Origin of the sequence: Erythrobacter sp. NE805, from assembly GCF_046452355.1 — a bacterium.
GTDB lineage: Bacteria > Pseudomonadota > Alphaproteobacteria > Sphingomonadales > Sphingomonadaceae > Erythrobacter.
On record NZ_JBKFDI010000001.1, the window covers coordinates 23843 to 43074 of the forward strand.

At 70.9% G+C, this 19232-nt stretch carries 19 protein-coding genes; 7 read left to right on the forward strand and 12 right to left on the reverse strand.

The window, feature by feature from the left end; translation table 11 throughout:
• Positions 1 to 2: 2 nt before the first annotated feature.
• From ACLBKU_RS00100 to ACLBKU_RS00110, 3 genes are all read right to left on the reverse strand, one after another.
• On the reverse strand, positions 3 to 536 hold the full coding sequence (locus tag ACLBKU_RS00100; protein ID WP_410177494.1) for a DUF1003 domain-containing protein: 534 nt from the start codon (positions 534 to 536) through the stop codon (positions 3 to 5).
• 11 nt (positions 537 to 547) lie between these two features.
• Positions 548 to 2164 (reverse strand): lysine--tRNA ligase, encoded by a 1617-nt coding sequence (locus ACLBKU_RS00105; protein ID WP_410177495.1) that lies wholly within the window; start codon positions 2162 to 2164, stop codon positions 548 to 550.
• Positions 2165 to 2355: 191 nt separating this feature from the next.
• On the reverse strand, positions 2356 to 2916 hold the full coding sequence (locus ACLBKU_RS00110; protein WP_410177496.1) for a TM2 domain-containing protein: 561 nt from the start codon (positions 2914 to 2916) through the stop codon (positions 2356 to 2358).
• A gap of 218 nt (positions 2917 to 3134) precedes the next feature.
• On the opposite strand from ACLBKU_RS00110, the gene ACLBKU_RS00115 reads away from it, so the two are divergent.
• On the forward strand, positions 3135 to 5762 hold the full coding sequence (locus ACLBKU_RS00115) for an ATP-dependent DNA helicase (RefSeq protein WP_410178975.1): 2628 nt from the start codon (positions 3135 to 3137) through the stop codon (positions 5760 to 5762).
• Positions 5759 to 6298: a SixA phosphatase family protein gene (locus ACLBKU_RS00120; protein ID WP_410177497.1), complete on the forward strand. Its 540-nt coding sequence runs from the start codon at positions 5759 to 5761 to the stop codon at positions 6296 to 6298. Before ACLBKU_RS00115 ends, ACLBKU_RS00120 begins: the two co-directional genes overlap by 4 nt.
• Here ACLBKU_RS00120 and soxR read toward each other — a convergent pair.
• Positions 6295 to 6753 (reverse strand): redox-sensitive transcriptional activator SoxR, encoded by a 459-nt coding sequence (gene soxR / locus ACLBKU_RS00125; protein WP_410177498.1) that lies wholly within the window; start codon positions 6751 to 6753, stop codon positions 6295 to 6297. The genes ACLBKU_RS00120 and soxR overlap by 4 nt on opposite strands.
• 124 nt (positions 6754 to 6877) lie before the next feature.
• Here soxR and ACLBKU_RS00130 point away from each other — a divergent pair, with 124 nt between their 5' ends.
• A complete protein-coding gene (locus ACLBKU_RS00130; RefSeq protein WP_410177499.1) occupies positions 6878 to 7249 on the forward strand; it encodes a VOC family protein in 372 nt (123 codons plus the stop codon).
• Here the strand turns inward: ACLBKU_RS00130 and ACLBKU_RS00135 are convergent.
• From ACLBKU_RS00135 to ACLBKU_RS00145, 3 genes are read right to left on the reverse strand one after another with little or no spacing between them, the layout of a single operon-like run.
• On the reverse strand, positions 7246 to 7875 hold the full coding sequence (locus ACLBKU_RS00135; RefSeq protein WP_410177500.1) for an SOS response-associated peptidase: 630 nt from the start codon (positions 7873 to 7875) through the stop codon (positions 7246 to 7248). The two genes, ACLBKU_RS00130 and ACLBKU_RS00135, sit on opposite strands and share 4 nt — an antisense overlap.
• A 6-nt stretch (positions 7876 to 7881) precedes the next feature.
• Entirely contained in the window at positions 7882 to 8790 is a 909-nt protein-coding gene (gene ubiA / locus ACLBKU_RS00140; RefSeq protein WP_410177501.1) for a 4-hydroxybenzoate octaprenyltransferase, read from the reverse strand.
• A complete protein-coding gene (locus ACLBKU_RS00145; RefSeq protein WP_410177502.1) occupies positions 8787 to 9185 on the reverse strand; it encodes a hypothetical protein in 399 nt (132 codons plus the stop codon). The genes ubiA and ACLBKU_RS00145 overlap by 4 nt, the downstream gene beginning before the upstream one ends.
• Before the next feature lie 39 nt (positions 9186 to 9224).
• Between ACLBKU_RS00145 and ACLBKU_RS00150 the strand changes: the two genes are divergently transcribed.
• From ACLBKU_RS00150 to ACLBKU_RS00160, 3 genes are all read left to right on the forward strand, one after another.
• Entirely contained in the window at positions 9225 to 9968 is a 744-nt protein-coding gene (locus ACLBKU_RS00150) for a 16S rRNA (uracil(1498)-N(3))-methyltransferase (RefSeq protein WP_410177503.1), read from the forward strand.
• Positions 9969 to 10093: 125 nt separating this feature from the next.
• A complete protein-coding gene (locus ACLBKU_RS00155) occupies positions 10094 to 11464 on the forward strand; it encodes a glutamate--cysteine ligase (protein ID WP_410177504.1) in 1371 nt (456 codons plus the stop codon).
• A 15-nt stretch (positions 11465 to 11479) separates the two neighbouring features.
• Entirely contained in the window at positions 11480 to 11782 is a 303-nt protein-coding gene (locus ACLBKU_RS00160) for a putative quinol monooxygenase (RefSeq protein WP_410177505.1), read from the forward strand.
• Between the two features lie 15 nt (positions 11783 to 11797).
• On the opposite strand, the gene ACLBKU_RS00165 is transcribed toward ACLBKU_RS00160, so the two are convergent.
• The 5 genes from ACLBKU_RS00165 to ACLBKU_RS00185 form a co-directional block, all read right to left on the reverse strand.
• Positions 11798 to 13210: a methyltransferase family protein gene (locus ACLBKU_RS00165; RefSeq protein ID WP_410177506.1), complete on the reverse strand. Its 1413-nt coding sequence runs from the start codon at positions 13208 to 13210 to the stop codon at positions 11798 to 11800.
• 136 nt (positions 13211 to 13346) lie between these two features.
• Positions 13347 to 14693, reverse strand: a complete 1347-nt coding sequence (locus tag ACLBKU_RS00170) for a PQQ-binding-like beta-propeller repeat protein (RefSeq protein WP_410177507.1) — start codon at positions 14691 to 14693, stop codon at positions 13347 to 13349.
• 23 nt (positions 14694 to 14716) lie between these two features.
• On the reverse strand, positions 14717 to 15508 hold the full coding sequence (locus ACLBKU_RS00175) for a tetratricopeptide repeat protein (protein ID WP_410177508.1): 792 nt from the start codon (positions 15506 to 15508) through the stop codon (positions 14717 to 14719).
• 159 nt (positions 15509 to 15667) lie between these two features.
• Positions 15668 to 16786: a glycosyltransferase gene (locus ACLBKU_RS00180; protein WP_410177509.1), complete on the reverse strand. Its 1119-nt coding sequence runs from the start codon at positions 16784 to 16786 to the stop codon at positions 15668 to 15670.
• A 32-nt stretch (positions 16787 to 16818) separates the two neighbouring features.
• The gene (locus tag ACLBKU_RS00185) at positions 16819 to 17685 is read right to left on the reverse strand and encodes an alpha/beta fold hydrolase (RefSeq protein WP_410177510.1); all 867 of its coding nucleotides are present in this window, start codon (positions 17683 to 17685) and stop codon (positions 16819 to 16821) included.
• A 73-nt stretch (positions 17686 to 17758) separates the two neighbouring features.
• Between ACLBKU_RS00185 and ACLBKU_RS00190 the strand changes: the two genes are divergently transcribed.
• Positions 17759 to 19171, forward strand: a complete 1413-nt coding sequence (locus tag ACLBKU_RS00190) for a protein adenylyltransferase SelO family protein (protein ID WP_410177511.1) — start codon at positions 17759 to 17761, stop codon at positions 19169 to 19171.
• The last annotated feature ends 61 nt before the right edge of the window (positions 19172 to 19232 follow it).

Here is a 19232-nt window from a genome sequence, read left to right on the forward strand (position 1 = left end):
CCCTAGTCCTTCGGCGGCTCCGACCCGAGGTGGCGGCCAATCTCCGCCACCTCCTGCGCGAGCCCGTCGAGCCGCCGCGCGAGGCGGATGATCTCGAGCTGGGTGCGCAGGTTGACCTCGTAATCGTGCCGCGCGGTGATGCGGTCCTTCATCGACTGGCGGTTCTGGCTCATCAGGATGATCGGCGCCTGCACCGCGGCGAGCATCGAGAGCATCAGGTTCAGGAAGATGTAGGGATAGGCGTCGAAGGCCTTGAGCCCGAGGTCCGGCAGGAGCCCCGTGTTGATCGCCGCCCAGGCGACCAGCACCACGCCGAAGCCGATGATGAAGCCCCAGCTTCCCCCCACCGCCGCGACCCGGTCGGCGAGGCGATCGGCCCAGGTGGCGTGGGCCTGTGCGAGCTCGTCGGCGTCGCGTCCGGTGAGGGTGCCCGACGCGATGCGGTCCAGCACCCGCTGTTCCTCGACGTCGAGTTCGTCATAGTCGCGCCCGAGCAGGTCGCGGGCGAGGTGGCGGGGATCGGCTGCCAGGGTCATGACGCCGAGACTTAGGCCCTTGCGAGCGCCTCGGCAATCAATCGGCGCGTCGGCTCAATGCCATAGAGCGCGATGAAGCTCCCCATGCGCGGGCCCTGCTCGGAGCCGAGCAGGGTCTCGTAGAGCGCCTTGAACCAGTCGCGCAAGGACTCGAAGCCGAACTCGGGCTGCTTGCCGATCTCGTACACGATGGTCTGGAGGTCCTCCGCCGAGGTGGCCGGGTCCGCCGCCGCGAGCGCCGCGTCGAGCGCCCGCAGCGCCGCGACCTCGCCGCCTGCGGGGGCGCGCTTCGCCAGGGTGGGCGCGACAAAATCGCGGTTGTAGGCGAGCGCCTTGTCGACCAGCGCGTCGAGCGCCGGGTGCGCGGCGGGGTCGGCATCCGCGACATAATTGCCGAGGTAGGACCACACCGCCTCGCGCGTCGCACTCGCGCCGAGCACGCCTACAAGATTGAGCAGCAGGCTGAAGGGCACCGGGAGCGTCTCGCCCTGCCCGGGCGCATCGGCCCCCTCGTGCCGCGCATTGGCGCGCAGGAGGTGCCAGACCGGGTTGCCGAGCCGCTTGTCGACGTCCTGGCCGGGGATCGCGGCGCGGAACTGCCAGTAGTCGTCGACCGCCTTGGGGATCACGCCCGCGTGCAACTGCTTGGCGCTCTTGGGATTTGCGAATATGTAGAACCCGAGGCTCTCCTCGCTGCCGTAGGTGAGCCACTGCTCGATCGACAGCCCGTTGCCCTTGGTCTTGGAAATCTTCTCGCCCTTGGCATCGAGGAACAGCTCGTAGATCAGCCCCTCGGGCTTGTTCCCGCCAAGCACCCGGGCGATCTTGCCCGACTGGATGCCGCTGTCGGTGAGGTCCTTGCCGTACATCTCGTAGTCGACGCCGAGCGCGACCCAGCGCATCGCCCAGTCGACCTTCCACTGGCACTTGGCCATGCCGCCCAGCGCCGATTGTTGGACGACGCTCCCGTCCGCGTCGGTGAAGCGGATGATCCCTTGCGCGGCGTCGACCACCTCGACCGGCACCTGGAGCACGGCGCCGGTGGTCGGGCTGATCGGCATGATCGGCGAATAGGTCCGGCGCCGCTCCTCGCCCAGCGTCGGGAGCATGATGTCGAGGATCGCCTGGAAATTCGCCAGCACCGCCCGCAGCGCGTCGTCGAACCGGCCCGAATTGTAGCAGTCGGACGAGCTCACGAACTCGTAGTCGAAGCCGAAGCGGTCGAGGAAGTCGCGCAGCATCGCATTGTTGTGAGCGGCGAAACTCTCGTACTTTTCAAAGGGATCAGGGATGCGCGAAAGGGGCTTGCCGAGGTGCTCGGCGAGCATCGCCTGGTTGGGGACGTTGCCCGGCACCTTCCTCAGGCCGTCGAGATCGTCCGAGAAGGCGACCAGCCGCGTCGCCACGCCTCCGGTCAGCACCTCGTAGGCGCGGCGGACCAGCGAGGTGCGCAGAACCTCCTGAAAAGTCCCGATATGCGGCAGGCCCGAGGGGCCGTAGCCGGTCTCGAACAGCACCCCGCCGGGCTTGCCCTCCGGCAGGCGCTTGGCGAGGCGCTGCGCCTCCTGGAAGGGCCAGGCCTTGGAGTGCGATGCTGCGGCGAGGAGGTCTTGCGGAGAGATCGTCATGGCGGGCGGGCATTGCGCGAAGCCGGCGCGGCTTGCAAGCGCGATCGCCGGAGCCCGCTTTCCCCGAAAGCCGATGCTTTACGTGAAACATCGCAGAAATGCCGCCCGAGAGGGGGTCTCGAGGGGGTCTAGAGGGGGCTAAGGGGAGTCTGGCAGGGGTCTGGCGCCACCTTCGCCGGGTCTGGCAACCCTCAGGCGAAGACCTCGGCAAAGTCGGCCCGGTGCGCGGCCTTGAAGCGGCGCATCATTCCCGGCATCAGGAACAGGTCGGCAAAGATCCACACGGCCCACACCCCGAGCATCGCCACCCCGAAGGGCGGGAAGATCAGCAGCACCACCATCCCGCCGTAGAACAGCGCGAGTTGATACCACGCGCTCTCGCTCGCGCCGCAATAGAAGCGGTGCATCCCGAGCGGCGAGCAGAAGTTCCACAGCACATAGGCGAGCAGCAGCGAGCGCTTGGCCGGGTCGCCGAAGGTGCCCCACTGCCCCGGCGCGCGGCCGCGGCGGGGATAGGGGATAACCACCTCCTTGTCGTGGTCGCGCCCGGACCCTTCGGCGGCACGGCGGGCGCGCTCGGCAGTGAGGAAGGCCTCGCGCTGGGCGGCGTAGGGATCCTCTGCAAGAGGGGCTGCGGGCCGCACCGGAGCGCCCGCCGGCATCGCGGGCCGCGTCCGCAGCGCCGCGCCGCCCGCCGGGGCCGCCACGCCTCCACCGGCGCCGGGTGCGACGCCCTTCCTGCCGAAACTCATCGCCGCCCTTCCCCTTGCCCGAACTCCCGGAATTCGCTGGGGAAGATGCCAGCCAATCGTTTACTTTGGGTTGCCCAGTCCCCATCCTCGGCCCCGTGAGTCCCCCGGCGAACCTCCCCGATCCCGTGAACCTTCCGGCGCTCCATGCGAGCCACGGCGGACACTGGCTGCGGCCCGCGGGCGGCGCCACCCAGGCGGTCTCCAAGGGCGATGCGATCATGGCCGCCGCCGACACCCCGGCCCTCATCGTCAACGCCCCGCTGGTGGCGAGCCGCCTCGGCTACCCCGACCTCTCGGGGCTCGACCTGCTCGAGGCCTTCGCCTTCATCCACCCCGCGCGTTTCTGCGTGCCGACCCCGCGCGGGCTCGCCGAGGCACTCGGCCTGCCGGTGCCCGCGAGCGATGCCGAAGTCCCCGCGATGCTCCAGCAGGCGGCGGGGGCCTTGATCGCCACCTGCAAGGACCCCGAGTGGTTCGAGCGCGAGGGGGCGTGGAGCGCGGTGCAGTCCCTGGAACGCCTGCGCTGGCCCTGGGCGCAGGTCCTCCGCCCGCACATCGCCAAGCCCGAGAAGGCCGAGCGCTGGCTCTTCGCGCGCCTGCCCGAGTGGGAGGAGGCGGGCGAGCGCCCCGCCCCCCGGCAGGTCGAGCTCTCGTCCGAGGCCGTCCAGCAGCAGCTCGCCCGCCTCACCGGCGCAGGCGCCGAACAGCGCGACGGGCAGCGCGCCTATGCGGCCGACGCCTCGCGCATCTTCGCCCCGCGCTCGGCCCCCGGCCGCCCGCACCTCGCGCTCGCGCAGGCGGGAACGGGGATCGGCAAGACATTGGGCTATCTCGCCCCCGCCTCGCTGTGGGCCGCTGAGGCGGGCGGCACCGTCTGGGTCTCGACCTTCACCAAGAACCTGCAACGCCAATTGCGCGCCGAGAGCAGGCGGGCCTGGCCGGTCAAGCGCCCCGACGGCACCCCGCCGGTGGTGGTGCGCAAGGGCCGCGAGAATTACCTGTGCCTCCTCAATCTCGAGGACGCGCTGCAAGGCGGGTTCGCCGGGCGCCCCGCGATCCTCGCGCATCTCGTGGCGCGCTGGGGCGCCTACACCCGCGACGGGGACATGATCGGCGGCGACCTGCCGGGCTGGCTCGGCACGCTGTTCAGGAAGCGCGGGATCGCCGCGCTCACCGACCAGCGCGGCGAGTGCATCTACGCGGGCTGTCCGCATTACCGGAAGTGCTTCATCGAGCGCGCCGCGCGGGATTCGGCGCAGGCCGACCTCGTCATCGCCAATCACGCGCTCGTCATGGTCAACGCCGCCCGCGCCCGCGACCCGAACCAGCGCCCGACGCGGCTGATCTTCGACGAGGGGCACCACGTCTTCGACGCCGCCGACTCGACCTTCGCCGCGACGCTATCGGGGCAGGAGGCGATCGAACTCAGGCGCTGGATCATGGGTCCGGAGAAGGAATCGCGCGGCCGCCGCCGGGGCCTGTCGGCGCGGCTCGCCGATGTCGCGAGCTTCGATGACGCGGGCGCCGAGGCGATCGCCGCGGCGGTGAAAGCGGGGCAGCTGCTCCCCTCCGACGGCTGGCTCCAGCGCCTCGCCGAGAACCAGCCCTTCGGACCTCTGGAGGCGCTGCTCGCGGCGGTGCGCACCGCGACCTATGCCCGCGACGAGAGCGGCGGGCAGGAGGCGGGCTACGGGATCGAGACCGAGGCGGCGGGCTTGCCGGGCGAGGTGATCGAGGCCGCGGGCCGCGCCGCCGAGGCGCTCGCGAGCATCCGCGTGCCGCTGATCCGCCTCGGGGGGCGGCTGGAAGCGATCCTTGCCGAGCCGCCCGACTGGCTCGACGCGCAGGGGCGCGCGCGGATCGAGGGGGCGCGCTTTGCGCTCGCCTGGCGGATCGAGCTGATCGCCGCCTGGGAGGCGCTGCTCGACCGGCTCGGCGGCCCCGCCGACCCCGAGTTCGTCGACTGGCTCGCGGTCGACCGCTCCGACGCGCGCGAGTTCGACGTCGCGATCCACCGCCGCTGGCTCGACCCGATGAAGCCCTTTGCCCGCGTCGTGCTCGAACCCGCGCACGGAGTGATGCTGACCAGCGCGACGCTCACCGACCGGACGGAGGACGACGACCGGTGGGCTTCCGCGATTCAGCGCTCCGGCGCCGCCCATGTCGAGGTCGCGCCGCTGCTCTCGGCCGCCGAGAGCCCGTTCGACTATGCCGCCCGCGCCGAGGTGCTGATCGTCACCGACATCGCGAAGGGCGACCTCCCCGCGCTCGCCGGGGCCTATGCGCGGATCATCGAGGCGAGCGCGGGCGGCGTGCTCGGCCTCTTCACCGCGATCCGCCGGCTGCGCGCGGTCCACGGCCGCATCGCCGACCGCCTCGCCCGCGCCGGGCTCCCCGTCTATGCCCAGCACGTCGACCCGATCGACACCGGCACCCTCGTCGACATTTTCCGCGACGATCCGCGCGCGAGCCTGATCGGCACCGATGCGCTGCGGGACGGGGTGGATGTGCCCGGCCACTCGCTCAGGTGCGTCGTCATGGAGCAGGTGCCCTGGCCGCGCCCCGACATCCTCCACAAGGCGCGCAGGCTGGCGGGCGGGGGCTCGGCCTATGACGACCGCATCATCCGCGCGCGCCTCGCCCAGGCCTTCGGGCGGCTGATCCGCAGCAAGGATGACGCGGGCCACTTCATCGTCCTATCCCCCGCCTTCCCCTCGCGCCTGCTCAGTGCCTTCCCCAAGGGCACCCCGGTGCGGCGGGTGACGCTCGATGAGGCTTTACAACGCGTGTCGTCTGGTGTTGGGGGCGCAGCGGTGGAGCCAGCAGGAGAGACCTTTCGCCCATGAAGATTCTCGGCCTCCTGCGCCACGCCAAGAGCGACTGGGACGACACCAGCCAGCGCGATTTCGACCGCGGGCTCAACGCGCGGGGCAAGAAGGGCGCCGCGCTGATCGGGCGGCACATCCGCGAGCACGGGGTGAAGTGGGACCGGCTGATCGCCTCGCCGGCGGTGCGGGTGAAGCTCACGCTCGAGGCGGCGCTCCCCGAGGCCGCGCCGATCTGGGACCAGCGGCTCTACCTCGCGAGCTTCGACACCATCGTCGAGACGATCGAGTCCCATGCCGGCTCGGGCGAGGAGGAGGCGAAGGCGATCCTCATCTCAGGCCACAATCCGGGCCTCCAGGACGTGCTCCTCGAGCTGGTCGCGCCCGGCAAGGAGAATGCCCTCTTCAAGGAGGCGGTCGTCAAGTTCCCGACCGCGGCCTATGCGGTGCTCGAGTGCGACATCGCCCACTGGAGCGAGCTGAAGCGCTACTGCGCCGAGCTCGTCCACTTCGCGAGGCCGCGGGACCTCGATCCGGAGCTGGGGCCGGAGGGCTAGGCGAGCAGCGTGCGTGGGCCGGGTCCCTGCTCGGCCAACGCATCCTGCGGGTTCCAGATCGCACAATGCGAAAGGCTCAGGCAGCCGCAGCCGATGCAGCCGTCGAGCCGCTCGCGGGTGCGCACCAGTTCGGCGATCTTCGCATCAAGGCCCGCGCGGACCCTTGCGCTGATCGCCTCCCAGTCCTTCGCCGTCGGAGTGCGCCCCTGCGGGAGCTTCGCGAGCTCCGCCTCGATCTCGCCCAATGACAGGCCGAGGCGCTGGGCGATGAGGATGAAGGAGAGCCGCCGGATGTCGGAGCGCAGGAAACGCCGCTGGTTGCCATTGGTGCGCACCGGCTCGACGAGGCGCTTTTCCTCGTAGAAGCGGATCGCCGAGACCGAGAGCCCGGTGCGGCGCGCGATCTCGCCGATGGGGAGGAGGTCGGTGGGCCGGAGGCGGCGGGCGGCGGGCATGGCGGCGGGGTCCTCGCGGATAAAAGCTTGACCTCAAGTTAGGTTGAGATCGCAAGCTCGGCAAGTTCACCGATTCGCACCCGGCTTCGGGAGTGTTTCATCAACTTGCGAAAGGACCTGCCCCATGCCCCGAGGCCACCTCGAACACGTCAACATCACCGTCAGCGACATCGAGAGGAGCGCGGCCCTGCTGGAAAAGCTGTGCGGCTGGCACATCCGCTGGCGCGGGCCCTCGATGCTCGGCGGCGAGACGATCCACGTCGGCGGGGAGCACGATTACCTCGCGGTCTACACCCATTCGAGCCCCGTGCCGCGCTTCGCCAAGGGCCAGCCGCTCAACCATGTCGGGCTCGAGGTCGACGACCTCGACGCCGCCGAGGCGGTGGTCAAGGAAGCGGGCCTCGTCCCCTTCAACCACGCCGATTACGAGCCCGGGCGGCGGTTCTATTTCTTCGACTGGGACGGGATCGAGTTCGAGGTGGTGAGTTACGCCTAGAACAGGCTTGCCTGCACACCCGCACCCTTGGCCCAGGGCTCGCGCGTGCGGTCGATCGCCAAGGGGCCGTCCCAGGTGCGGCACAGCGCGAAAGCCTCCTCTGGCGAGCCCTCCAGCCACCGTCCGTAGTCCGCAGGCGCGAGCACCACCGGCATCCGGTCGTGCACCGCCTCGGCCTCGCAGCCGGCGGTGTCGGTCATCACCATCGCATAGGCCGCGCCCCACTCGGGCGTGGGGCGCCACAGGCCCGCGACCGCGAACAGGTCCTCGCCCGGGAGCGAGAGCCAGGTGCGGGTCATCCGGCCCTTCGGCCCCTCGGCTTCGGCCCAGGCGTCGAGCGGGATGAGGCAGCGGCGCGTCTCGAAGGCATGGCGCCAGAAGGGGCCGGAGAGCTTGTCGGTGCGCGCGTTGTTGACGGGCCGGGGCTTCAATGCCTGCCCCTTCGCCCCGGTCAGGGCGAGCGGGAAGCCCCAGGTCATCGCCCGCACCTCGCCCCCGGCGACCACCAGCCCGGGATAGCCGGGATAGACTTCCGCACCGAAGTTCGCCCCCGCCGCCGCATCGACCGCCGCGAACCACTTCGCCACCTCGGCCGCGTTCTGCGTCATGCGGTAGAGGTTGCACATCGCGGCCTAGACCCCGGCGTTGCCGACCACGAAGCACGCCGCCGCCATCAGCGCCCCCGCCCAGCGGTTGGAGCGGAAGCGCGCGAGCGGGTTCGCGGGGTCCTCGGCGTCGAGGGTCGCGACCTGCCACGCGAGGTGCCCCGCCACCGGCAGCAGCGCGAGGAGCGCGAGCCAGTCCGCGCGGTAGAGCCAGAAGCCCAGCGCCCAGAGCTTGATCGCGAGCGCATAGAAGCCCCCGATCCCCGCCCGCACCCGCGTTCCCATCGCCAGCGCCGAGGAGCGGATGCCGACCATCGCGTCGTCTTCGCGGTCCTGAAGGGCGTAGATCGTGTCGTAGCCGATCACCCAGGCGATGCACCCGGCATAGAGGCAGGCGAGCGCGTCCCAGTTGTCCCACCGGAGCTCGCTCCAGCCGACCAGCAAGCCCCAGTTGAACACCATCCCGAGCCACGCCTGCGGCCACCAGGTGATGCGCTTCATGAAGGGATAGGCGGCGACGAGCGCGAGGCTGCCGAGCGCCACGAGCTGCGCCTCCAGCCGCAGTTGCAGCAGCACGACGAGGCCGACCATGCACAGCGCGACGAGCCAGCTCCACGCGACGCGCTTCGACACCCGCCCGCTCGCGACCGGGCGCAGCGCGGTGCGCGCGACCTGCCGGTCGAGATCGGCATCGACGATGTCGTTGTAGACGCACCCCGCCCCGCGCATCGCGATGCTGCCGAGGAGCAGCCAGCCGAGCAGCGCCCATTGCGGGCCGGCTCCCGCGAGCCAGACGGCGAAGACGCAGGGCCAGAACAGCAGCCACCAGCCGATCGGCCGGTCGAACCGCGCGAGCAGCGCAAGGTCGCGCGGAAGCTGGGGCAAGCGGGCCACCAGCCCGCGGTGCTCGGTGTCGGGAACGATTCCCTCGCTCACCCCCGCGCCTCCGCCCGCGCCGCCGCGCGCCAGCCGACCAGCGCCAGCACGAGCATCGTGACGTTGCCCGCGAAGTCGAGCATCCCGATGCTGGTCAGCACCCGCACCTCGTAATGAAACCAGTAGTTGAAGACGAAGAAGGGCAGCAGCAGCACCGCGAAGACGAGGAACCCGCGCGCGCTCCAGCGCACCGCCAGCGCCATCAGCCCGAACAGCACCGCCTGCGCGCCGAAGCAGGCGACCGCGAAACGTGCGAAGAAGCCGTCGTCGCGATAGGCCTCGGTGATCGTCAGCGCGATGACGTGCCCCGGCGCGAGCAGCGCCCAGCCGCCGAGCAGCAGGAACACGGCGGCGATCAGCAATTGTGCCCCGGAGGGGATGCGGCGCGCGGTCATGGCTTGCTCCCTAGCCGCCTCGGCGCCTAGTGCAAAGTCATGCCCGCAACCCCCGCCTGGCCCCCGAGGAGCGCCCCGCGCCTGTTCGTCCCGCCCCCGCTCGCGGCGGGCGCGCGCGTGCGGATCGAGGGCAATGCGGCGCACTACCTCGCCCGCGTGATGCGGGCGCAGGCGGGCGACGTGGTGATCCTGTGCGACGACGCCACCGGCGAGTGGGCCGCGCGCGTCGCCGAGGTCGGCAAGCGCGACGTGGTGCTCGAGGTCGCCGAGCGGCTGCGCCCTCGCGAGGCGGTGCCCGACCTGTGGCTGGTGCCTGCCCTCCTCAAGAAGGACCGCTTCGACCTCGTGCTCGAGAAGGCGACCGAACTGGGCACCGCGCGGATCCAGCCGCTCGTCACCCGGCGCTGCGTCGCCGACAAGCTCAACCTCGAGCGCGCGCGGGCGATCACGGTCGAGGCGGCCGAGCAATGCGCGCGCACCGCGCTCCCCGAACTCGCCGCACCGGTGTCACTCGACGCGCTGCTGGCAGGCTGGCCCGAGGACCGCGCGCTGTTCTTCGCCGACGAGCAGGGGGGCGAGCCCGCCGCCGCCGCTTTCGCCGCGCATTCCGGTCCTGCCGCGATCCTCACCGGGCCCGAGGGCGGCTTCGACGAGGCCGAGCGCGCCCGCATCCGCGCGAACTCCGCCGCGCGCCCGATCGGCCTTGGCCCGCGCATCCTCAGGGGCGAGACCGCCGCCCTCGCCGCGCTCGCCGTGTGGATGGCCGCCGCCGGGGACTGGTGAGCGCCGCGCGCCCCGCGTCACGAAGCGGCAAGACAATTCGGCTTGGGCCTTCCAAACACAGATTTGCCTTCCCACCGCACAATCGGTTTTCTAAGGCAACCGGCCAGAGAGGGGCCTGACGGGCAATGAGCACACGCGAAGCATCCAGCGCCGACGATCCGGTGATCGAAAGCCTCGACCAGCTGGTCCTGCCGATGATCGGCGGCGAGAAGCCGCCCGAGCGGTGGCGGATCGGCACCGAGCACGAGAAGCTCGTGTTCCGCACCGCGGACCACCGCGCGCCCTCCTATGACGAGCCCGGCGGCATCCGCGACCTTCTGAAAGGCATGGAGAAATTCGGCTGGAGCCCGGTCGAGGAAGGCGGCAACGTCATCGCGCTCAAGGGCGCCGACGGGGCGGTGAGCCTCGAGCCCGCCGGCCAGCTCGAGCTTTCGGGCGCGCCGCTCGAGAACCTCCACCAGACCTGTGCCGAGACCGGGCGCCACCTCGCGCAGGTCAAGGAGATCGGCGAGCGCTTCGGGGTCGGCTATCTCGGCCTCGGGATGTGGCCCGACAAGACCCGCGCCGCGCTGCCGATCATGCCCAAGGGCCGCTACGCGATCATGCTGCGGCACATGCCGCGGGTAGGCTCAATGGGCCTCGACATGATGCTGCGGACCTGTACCATTCAGGTTAACCTCGACTACCAGTCCGAAGCCGATATGGTGAAGAAGTTCCGCGTCGGCCTCGCGCTGCAACCGCTCGCGACCGCGCTTTTCGCCAATTCGCCCTTCACCGAAGGCAAGCCCAACGGCTTTCTCTCCTACCGCTCGCACATCTGGTCGGACACCGATCGGCTGCGCACCGGGATGCTCCCCTTCGTCTTCGAGGAGGGTTTCGGCTATCAGCGCTGGGCCGACTACATGCTTGATGTGCCGATGTATTTCGTCTTCCGTGACGGGAAGTACATCGACGCGGCGGGGCTTTCGTTCCGCGATTTCCTGGCGGGCAAGCTGTCGGTCCTCCCCGGCGAGCTCCCAAGGATGAGCGACTGGTGGGACCACCTCTCGACCGCCTTCCCCGAGGTGCGCCTCAAGTCCTTCCTCGAGATGCGCGGGGCGGACGGCGGCCCCTGGAGCCGGATCTGCGCGCTGCCCGCCTTCTGGGTGGGGCTCCTCTATGACCAGACCGCGCTCGATGCCGCCTGGGACCTGGTGAAAGGCTGGACGATGGAGGAGCGCGAGGCGCTGCGCTCCGCCGCGCCGAAGCTCGCGCTCGACGCGCCGGTGCCGGGCCGGGGCACCCTGCGCGACATCGGGCGCGAGGCCCTGAAGATCGCCCACGGCGGCCTCGCCGCGCGCGGGCGGCTCAATGCGGCGGGGGACAACGAGACCGGCTATCTCGACACGCTCGACGAGATCGTCGCCAGCGGCAAGGTGCCCGCCCAGCGGCTGCTCGACCTCTATCACGGCGAATGGAACGGGGATATCACCCGCGTCTACGAACAACATTTCTGAGGAGGGGAAATCAACATGCTGATCGTGCTCGCGAAAGCGCAGGTGGGCGAAGGCTCGCTCGAGGCCGCCAAGGCGGCGATTGCCGAGATGGTGGCGGCCTCCAATGCCGAGGAAGGCTGCATCGCCTATGCCTTCACGCAGGACGTGCTCGAGCCGGGCACCCTGCACATCGTCGAGAAGTGGCGGGACGAGGCGGCGCTCGCGGCGCACTTCGCGACGCCCCACATGGCGGCCTTCGGGGCAGCGATCGCGGGGCTCGACTTCAAGGTGGTGGAGGCGCTCAAGTTCCCCACCGATGAAGGATCACCGGTGATGTAATCCTACTCGGCGGGCCTATTCCGCCGGGACACCCTGCGCGGCTTCGGCGCCGCCTGCCCTGCCCCCGCCGAGCCGCCGAGCCAGCCCCGCGAGCGGCGCGGTGATGACGCCGTGCTGCTCCATCCAGGCGTGATATTCGCGGTATTTCGGGTCTTCGGCCAAGAGGTGCGCCTCCTCGGTGCGCGCTCGCCAATAGTATATGCCGTTGACGATCAGTAGGAAAACGCAATTCCGCACCCCCTCGAGCCAGGTGCCGCTGGTCAGCATGAAGGGCATGACCGAGGCCCACCAGAACAGGTTTTTCGACAGGTAGGCGGGGTGGCGGGTGAGGCGATAGGGCCCGTGGGTGAGCACGCCGCGGTAGGTGAGGTTCGAAAAGCGGATCCCGAAGGCGACCGTCGCCCAGGCGTAAATCCCTGTCAGCACGACGAGAATCCCGCCCCACGCCCACAGCAGCGCGTCGTTCCCGGCGAGCCAGTGCGCCCAGCCGGGGGCGGCGTATTCGTAGCTCAGGATCTGGTTGTCCGGGCCGATGATCCCCCACACGAAGGGCGGGTAGCACAGCAGCGCGGCGAGCCACCCGGCGAGGAAGGGATTGCCCGATCGGATGTGCGAATCGAGCGGGCGGAAGGTGACGAGGTAGCCCACGGTGCCGATCTGCACGTCGACGAGGAACAGCAGCGTCACCAGCAGCATGACGAAATCGACAGGCCGGTCAATGAGTTGCACCGGGTCGGCCGTCACCACCTGCGCGAAGCCCGGGGGCAGGATCGAGATCATGAAGGCCCCGAAGAAGCCCTTGATCGCCCAGGCGCGCCAGTGCTTCGCGATCGCGGAGGCCTCCCATTGCTCGCGGCCGAATACCCCGCCCCCGACCACGAAGGCGCCGAAGTGGAAGGCCCCGTCGCGCGGTTCGACGAGGAAGCGGTCGAGCCAGATTACGTAAGGAACTGAGAGCATTACCAGCGGCAGGATGGCGCCGCTCAGCACCTCCATCGCGAACAGGTAGGGGCCCGACCAGTACCAGCGGGCGAGCGCGTAGAAGGCGGCGAGCAGAGCCCAGGTCGCCCACAAGCCGACGAGCTTGACGACCGACACCGGAAGCACCTCGGGCAGCGGTCGCCGGAGGCTCCAGTCGATGCCGGTCGAGGGCCTGAGGTGCACCTTGTCCAACAGCACCGACCACAAGGCCATCGGGACGGCGATGAAGACGATCCCCGCGAGTGCCGCGTAAGGGCCTGACAGGACGCCCCTTTCTCCGGACAACGCCCCGCCGAGGCCGAGCGCTCCGGCGATCGTCGGGTAGGATCGGCAGAAGGCGATCCACACCAGCAGGCCCGCCACCCCGGCAATCCCGACCCCGGTCGAGACGTCGCTCGCCGGGGGCGCAGGGCGCGGAGTTGGAGCGGGCGAGAGGGGCGCGGACATGGCCCCCACCCCTACAGGACAAGGGTTAACAGCTCGGCAAGAGCGGGTCCAAGGCGCGCAAGCGGGGGTCTGGAGGGGGTCTGGCGGGGGTCCGGAGGGGGCAAGCGCGCCTCAGCCGCCAAACCCCCGTTGGACCTCACTTATAGGCGGTGATCGTGCCGCTGTCGTCCAACACGTAGAGCATGCTGTCGGCGACCACCGGCGCGAGGCTGACCGGCTGGCCGATGTCGGCGAACAGCGCCGCCGAGCCCTCGCCCGCGCTCACCCGCCACAGCTCGCCGCGCGAGCTGGCGACCCACAGCTGGCCGCCGGCAAGCACCGGGCCGGTCCAGAAGATCGGGCCCTGCTTGTCCTCCTCGTCGCGGTAGCGCTGGAGCTGGGTGATCCAGCGCACCCGGCCCGAGGACCGGGCGATGGCGAGCAGGCGCGCGTCGTCGGTGAGGGTGAAGATCCACTCGCCCGCGATCGCCGGGGTCGAGATGCCGGCGAGGTTCAACTCCCAGATGCGCTGGCCGGTGACGAGTTCGTAGGCGGCCATGCGCCCGCCCTGCCCGAGCGCGTAGACGCGGCCCGAATCGATGATCGGATCGGCGTCGATGTCGGTGATCGTGCCGACCGTGGTCGAGATGTTGGTGCGCGCGAGCGCGTCCGACCACAGGGTGCGGCCGTTCTCGTAGCGGTAGGCGGAGAGCTCGCCGGAGGAATAGCCCGCGACGATCGAGCCCTGCCCGGCGGCCGGCGCGGCGACGCCGAACACGCCCGACTGGGTGTTCGAGCCGCTCTCGTCCCAAACCAGCGAGCCGTCGGTGATGTTCAGCGAGATGAGCTGATTGTCCTGCGTCATCACGAACAGCTGGCCGAAGGCGATGGTCGGCGAGCCGCGCAGGGGGCCTGCGGGCTTGACCTTCCACAGCACCTCGCCGGTGTCGGCATTCATCGCCTTGACCTCGCCCACGCCGTTGGTGGCGTAGAGCTTGCCGTCGTCGAAGCTCACCCCGCCGCCGAAGGCCGAGGGGCGCATGTCCTTGGTCATGTCGCCATCGCCGCGCTCCCACAGGCGCGCGCCGGTGTTCTTGTCGAAGGCGACGATCACGCCGTCGGTGCCCTCGACGAACACCTTGCCCCCGCCGATCACGGGCGCAGCGGCGAGCCGCTGGCGATTGGTCGAGCCTGCGATCTGCGCGGTCCACACGCGCGTGGGCGTCTCGGCGAGGGACAGGTGCCCATAGGACTTGCTGGCCGAACCGCCGGGCTGCGCCCACTCGGCATTGGTGCGCGCCGGGGGCAGCACCACCGACACGCCGGCGAGCGCGGGATCGACCTCGGCCCCGCTCTCGATGCGGCTGAGGATCGGCATGCGGTTGCCGATGGTGGGCGTGGTCTTGTCCTTGCCGCCGCCGAACAGGCCGCCCTTGCAGCCGGTCAGCCCGGCCGCGAGCACGCCCGCCATGAGCGCGGCGCGCAGCAGTTTCGTCTTGGTCATTCTCTCGCTTCCCATCCCTCGTCCTATTCGCCCGGTGCCGCCGCTGGCGTGGCCCCCGCGTCCCCCTCGGACGTGACCCCCTGGTCCTTCAGAAGTTTCTTCACGTCGACCACCGCGTCGACGCCCATCAGTCCGGCCATCTGCCGCGCGCGGCTGCGCAGGGTCTCGGGCTGGCTCTCGTCCTTGGCGATCGCGGCGAACAGCTTGCCCGCCGCGGCGCGATTGCCGGCCTCGGCCTGCGCCATCGCGACGAGCTCGCCGGCACTGCCGAACCAGGCATTGCCCGGCTGGGCGAGCGGGGAGAGCTGCGCGATCACGTCGGCGGGCTTCATCCGGTCGTAGTTGAGCGTGACGTCGCGGATCTTCGCGAGGTCGCGCAGCGCCGCGGGCGCCTCGGCGTCGCCCGCGATCTCGCGGTAGAGCCCGGTCGCCTTCGCAGTGTCGCCCGCCTCGAGCGCCGCGGCGGCCTGGATGAAGCGCGCCGCGGCCCGGGCGCCGTCTGAGCCGCCCTCGGCGAGCAGCGGGGCGACCTTGTCGGCGGCGCCCTTGACGTCGCGCGCGCTCGCCATGTCGAGCGCCGAGACCAGCGTCTCGGACTGCTGTTCGAGCTTCTGTTCGGCGAAGTGGTCCCACAGGAGGTAGCCGCCCAGCGCCGCGACGCCGAGGGTGACGACGCCCAGCACCTTCAAGCCGTGGTCGCGCATGAACTGGAACAGCGCGTCCTCGCGCACCGCCTCGTCGATCTCGCGGATCAGGACCTGGTCCTCGGCGGAGGGGTCGGGAATCGCGGGAGTGTTGGTGGGAGTGCGCGCCATGATGGGCCAGTGATCCTCGTCGTCGTCCTGTCGCGCCCCGGGCGGGCCGGGGCCTGTGCCGCGCTCTTTAGGCAGGTGCGGCCCCGCGCGCAATGGCAGGTCCGGTTTCGGCGGGGCATGGGGCGCGCGAATTGAACGGGGGATGAAGCGCGGGCCGGCTCAGAAGGGCCGGCCGAGCGCCGCGCCATAGGCGCTCTCGTAGGCGGCGAGCATCGTGGCGAAGTCGAAGGAGGCGCGCGCGCGTGCGGCGTTGGCTTCGCCGAGCCGGGCGCGCAGCGCGGGGTCGGCGGCGAGGGCCCGGAGCGCCGCGCCGAGCGCCGCCATGTCACTCGGCGGGGTGACCAGCGCGCGGTTGTCCTCGGCGAGGATCGCGGCGATGTCGCCCACCGCGGGCGCGGCCACCGGGAGGCCCGCCGCCATCGCCTCGACCACCGAGAGCGGGAACTGCTCGGAGGCCGAGGACAGCGCGAAGATGTCGAACAGGCCGACCACCCGCGCCGGATCGACCGCGCCGGGGAGGTGGACGCGTTCGCTCACCCCGTGCGCGGCGGCGGCGGCGAGGATCGCGGCATATTCCGGCCCCTCGCCGCAGATCACGAGCCGCCATTCGGGCGGGAGCTGCGCGAAGGCCGCGACGAGGCCGGGGAGCTGCTTGACCGGGCGCAGCCCCGCGAGCGTGCCGACCCAGAATTCGCCCGGCGCCTTGCGGAAGGGCAGCGCGGACGGGTCCGGGGGGCCAGCGAAGGCGGCGGTGTCGATGCCGTTGGGGATGCGCAGGAGCCGCTCGTCCGGCTGGCGCCAGGCCTCGCGGGCGACCTCCTCGAGCAGGGTCGAGGGGACGATCACCCGCGCCGCCGTGCCGAGCGCGGCGCGGCGGTAGAGGTTGCGCCTAGGGTCGAGCCCGGCGGCCTCGTCCTCGTTGAAGCCGTCCTCGTGGTGGATCAGCGGCGGGAGCCGGTAGAGCCGCGCGAATACCCGGTGCGCCATCACCGCGTCCATCGCGCCCCAATTGTAGGTGAGCACCAGGTCGAAGGGCTGCATCGCCCGCGCGATGCTCGCCAGCCGTCCGGGGGTGGGGCTGCCCTTCAGCGCGGGGAAGGTCGAGAGGAAGCGGGTCGTCACCGCGCGGTCGATCAGCGCGGCGGCGCCGAAGGCCTGGGGCTCGGCCGAGACGATGCCGTGTTCGGCGCGCGGCCCCCAGGCGTTCATCATCCGCACCGCGCGCACCTCCTTGCCCCCGGCCGAGAAGGTCGAATGGCAATGGAGGATGCGGGGCAATATGCGCGGCACGCCCGGTGCCGGCGCGTCGCTCACTCCGCGCCGTCCAGCAGCGCGAGGATCGCCGCGCGCACCTCGGGCTCGTCGAGGGTCGGGGCATGGCCGACGCGCGGGACGGTGACGGTGGTCATCGCCGGGTTCCGCGCCTTCATCTGCTTGACCGTGTCCGGGCCGAGGAGGTCCGAAAGCTCGCCGCGCACCAGCAGCATCGGCACGCCGCGCAGCGCCTCGTAGGCGAGCCATAGGTTCGGCGGCGCGGCGTTGCCGGGTTTGGCGAAGGGTTCGGCGATCGCCATGTCGTAGTCGAACACGATCCGTCCGTTCTGGCTCACCACCATCGTGCGCTTGGCAAGGTCAAGCCACTGGTCGAGGTCGTAGTCGGGGAAGGCCGCCGCGTGCGCCTCGGCGAGCCCGCGCGCGGCGTGGACCCAGGTGGGGTAGCTGCGCCCCTGCCCGACATAGCCCGAGATGCGCGCGACGCCCGAAGGATCGACCTCGGGGCCGATGTCGTTCATCACCACCGCGGCGAGGCGCCCGGGCTTCATCGCCGCCATCAGCATGGTCATCAGCCCGCCCATCGAGGTGCCGATCGCGACCCAGCGCTCGATCCCCTGCTCGGCGAGCAGCTTCTCGACGTCGGCGACATAGGTGACAGGCGAATAGGTGTCCGAATCCTTCGCATAGTCGCTCTGCCCGCGCCCGCGCATCGAGGGGACGATCACCCGGCGCGTGGCGGCGAGCGCCTCGGCGAGGGGGCCGAAGTCGCGGGCGTTGCGGGTGAGGCCGTGGAGGCACAGCACCGGGAGCCTGGTGCCGCCCTCGGGCCCCGCGTAGTTGCGGTAATGGAGGTTCAATCCGTCGCTGCTGGTCCAGAAGCGGTCTTCGTACGATGCGGCCATCGGCGGCGATATTCCCCTGTGTTGCCCTCCTCGGCGACTTGCGCGCCCGGAGCCTTCCGCCCACTATCGCGGGATGAGCGAGCCTGTGCAACTCTCCGATGCGTCCGCGCACTATCGCCCCGATCCCGCGATCCTCCCGCTGGCCGGATGGCTCGGCGATCCGGTCGCGGCGGCGGACTTCCCCGAGACGGTGCTGCGCTGGCGCAACGACCGCGCGGCTGAGACGGTGGGGCTGGCGTGGCTCTCGGACGAGCGATGGACGGCGCATTTCGGGCGGTTCCAGCCGCTCGCGGGCAACCTCCCCCAGCCGCTCGCGCTGCGCTATCACGGGCACCAGTTCCGGGTCTACAACCCCGAGATCGGCGACGGGCGGGGGTTCCTGTTCGCGCAGCTGCGCGACGGCGCGGGGCGGCTGATGGACCTCGGCACCAAGGGGTCGGGCCAGACGCCATGGAGCCGCGCGGGCGACGGGCGGCTGACGCTCAAGGGCGCGGTGCGGGAGATCCTCGCCACCGAGATGCTCGAGGCCCTCGGGGTCAACACCTCGAAGACCTTCAGCGTGATCGAGACCGGCGAGGCGCTGTGGCGCGGCGACGAGCCCTCGCCGACGCGCTCGGCGGTGCTGGTGCGCCTCAGCCACTCGCACATCCGCATCGGCACCTTCCAGCGGCTGCTCGCGATCGAGGACGCGGAGGCGATGGCCGAGCTTATCGACTACTGCCTCGTGCACTTCCCCGGCCCGCCCCCGCCCGAGGACGCGCCGGGGCGCGAGGAGCCCGCGATCCGCCTCATGCACCTCGTCACCGAGCGCATGGCCGATCTCGCCGCGAGCTACATGGTGGCGGGCTTCGTCCACGGGGTGCTCAACACCGACAACATGAACGTCACCGGCGAGAGCTTCGACTACGGTCCGTGGCGCTGGCTGCCCGCGTGGGAACCGGGCTTCACCGCCGCCTATTTCGACCACGCCGGGCTCTACGCCTTCGGCCGCCAGCCCGAGGCGCTCCACTGGAACTGCGGGCAGCTCGCGGTCGCCCTCAGGCTCCATGCCGAGACCGCGCCGCTGGTCGCCGCACTCGAGCGCTTCGGGCCGCTCTACATGGCGGCGGTCGCGCGCCGCTGGTGCTGGCGGCTGGGGGTCGTGTCGCAAGGCGTCGAAGCCGACACGCAGCTCGTTGCTGCCTGCGAGAAGGTGATGCGTGAGGGCCAGCTCCAGCCCGACGCCTTCTTCTTCGCCCACCGGGGCGGGCGCGGCGGGGCGACGGGCGCGCTCGGCGAGGCGCTCGCCCGCTACGATGCGTTCCCCTCCGATCACCCCTACTGGTCCGACGCCGCGCCGCAGTCGATGCTGATCGAGGAGGTCGAGGCGATCTGGAGCGCCATCGCCGCGGATGACGACTGGGCCCCGCTCCACGCCAAGGTCGCCGCGCTCCGCCGCATGGGAGAGGCGCACGGCCCCGCCCCGGCGCCTGCGGGTCACACCTAGGCCCATCCCCCTATCTTTTCAGCCCGATCGGGATTAGGGCCGGGCGCGAAGGAACGGGGCA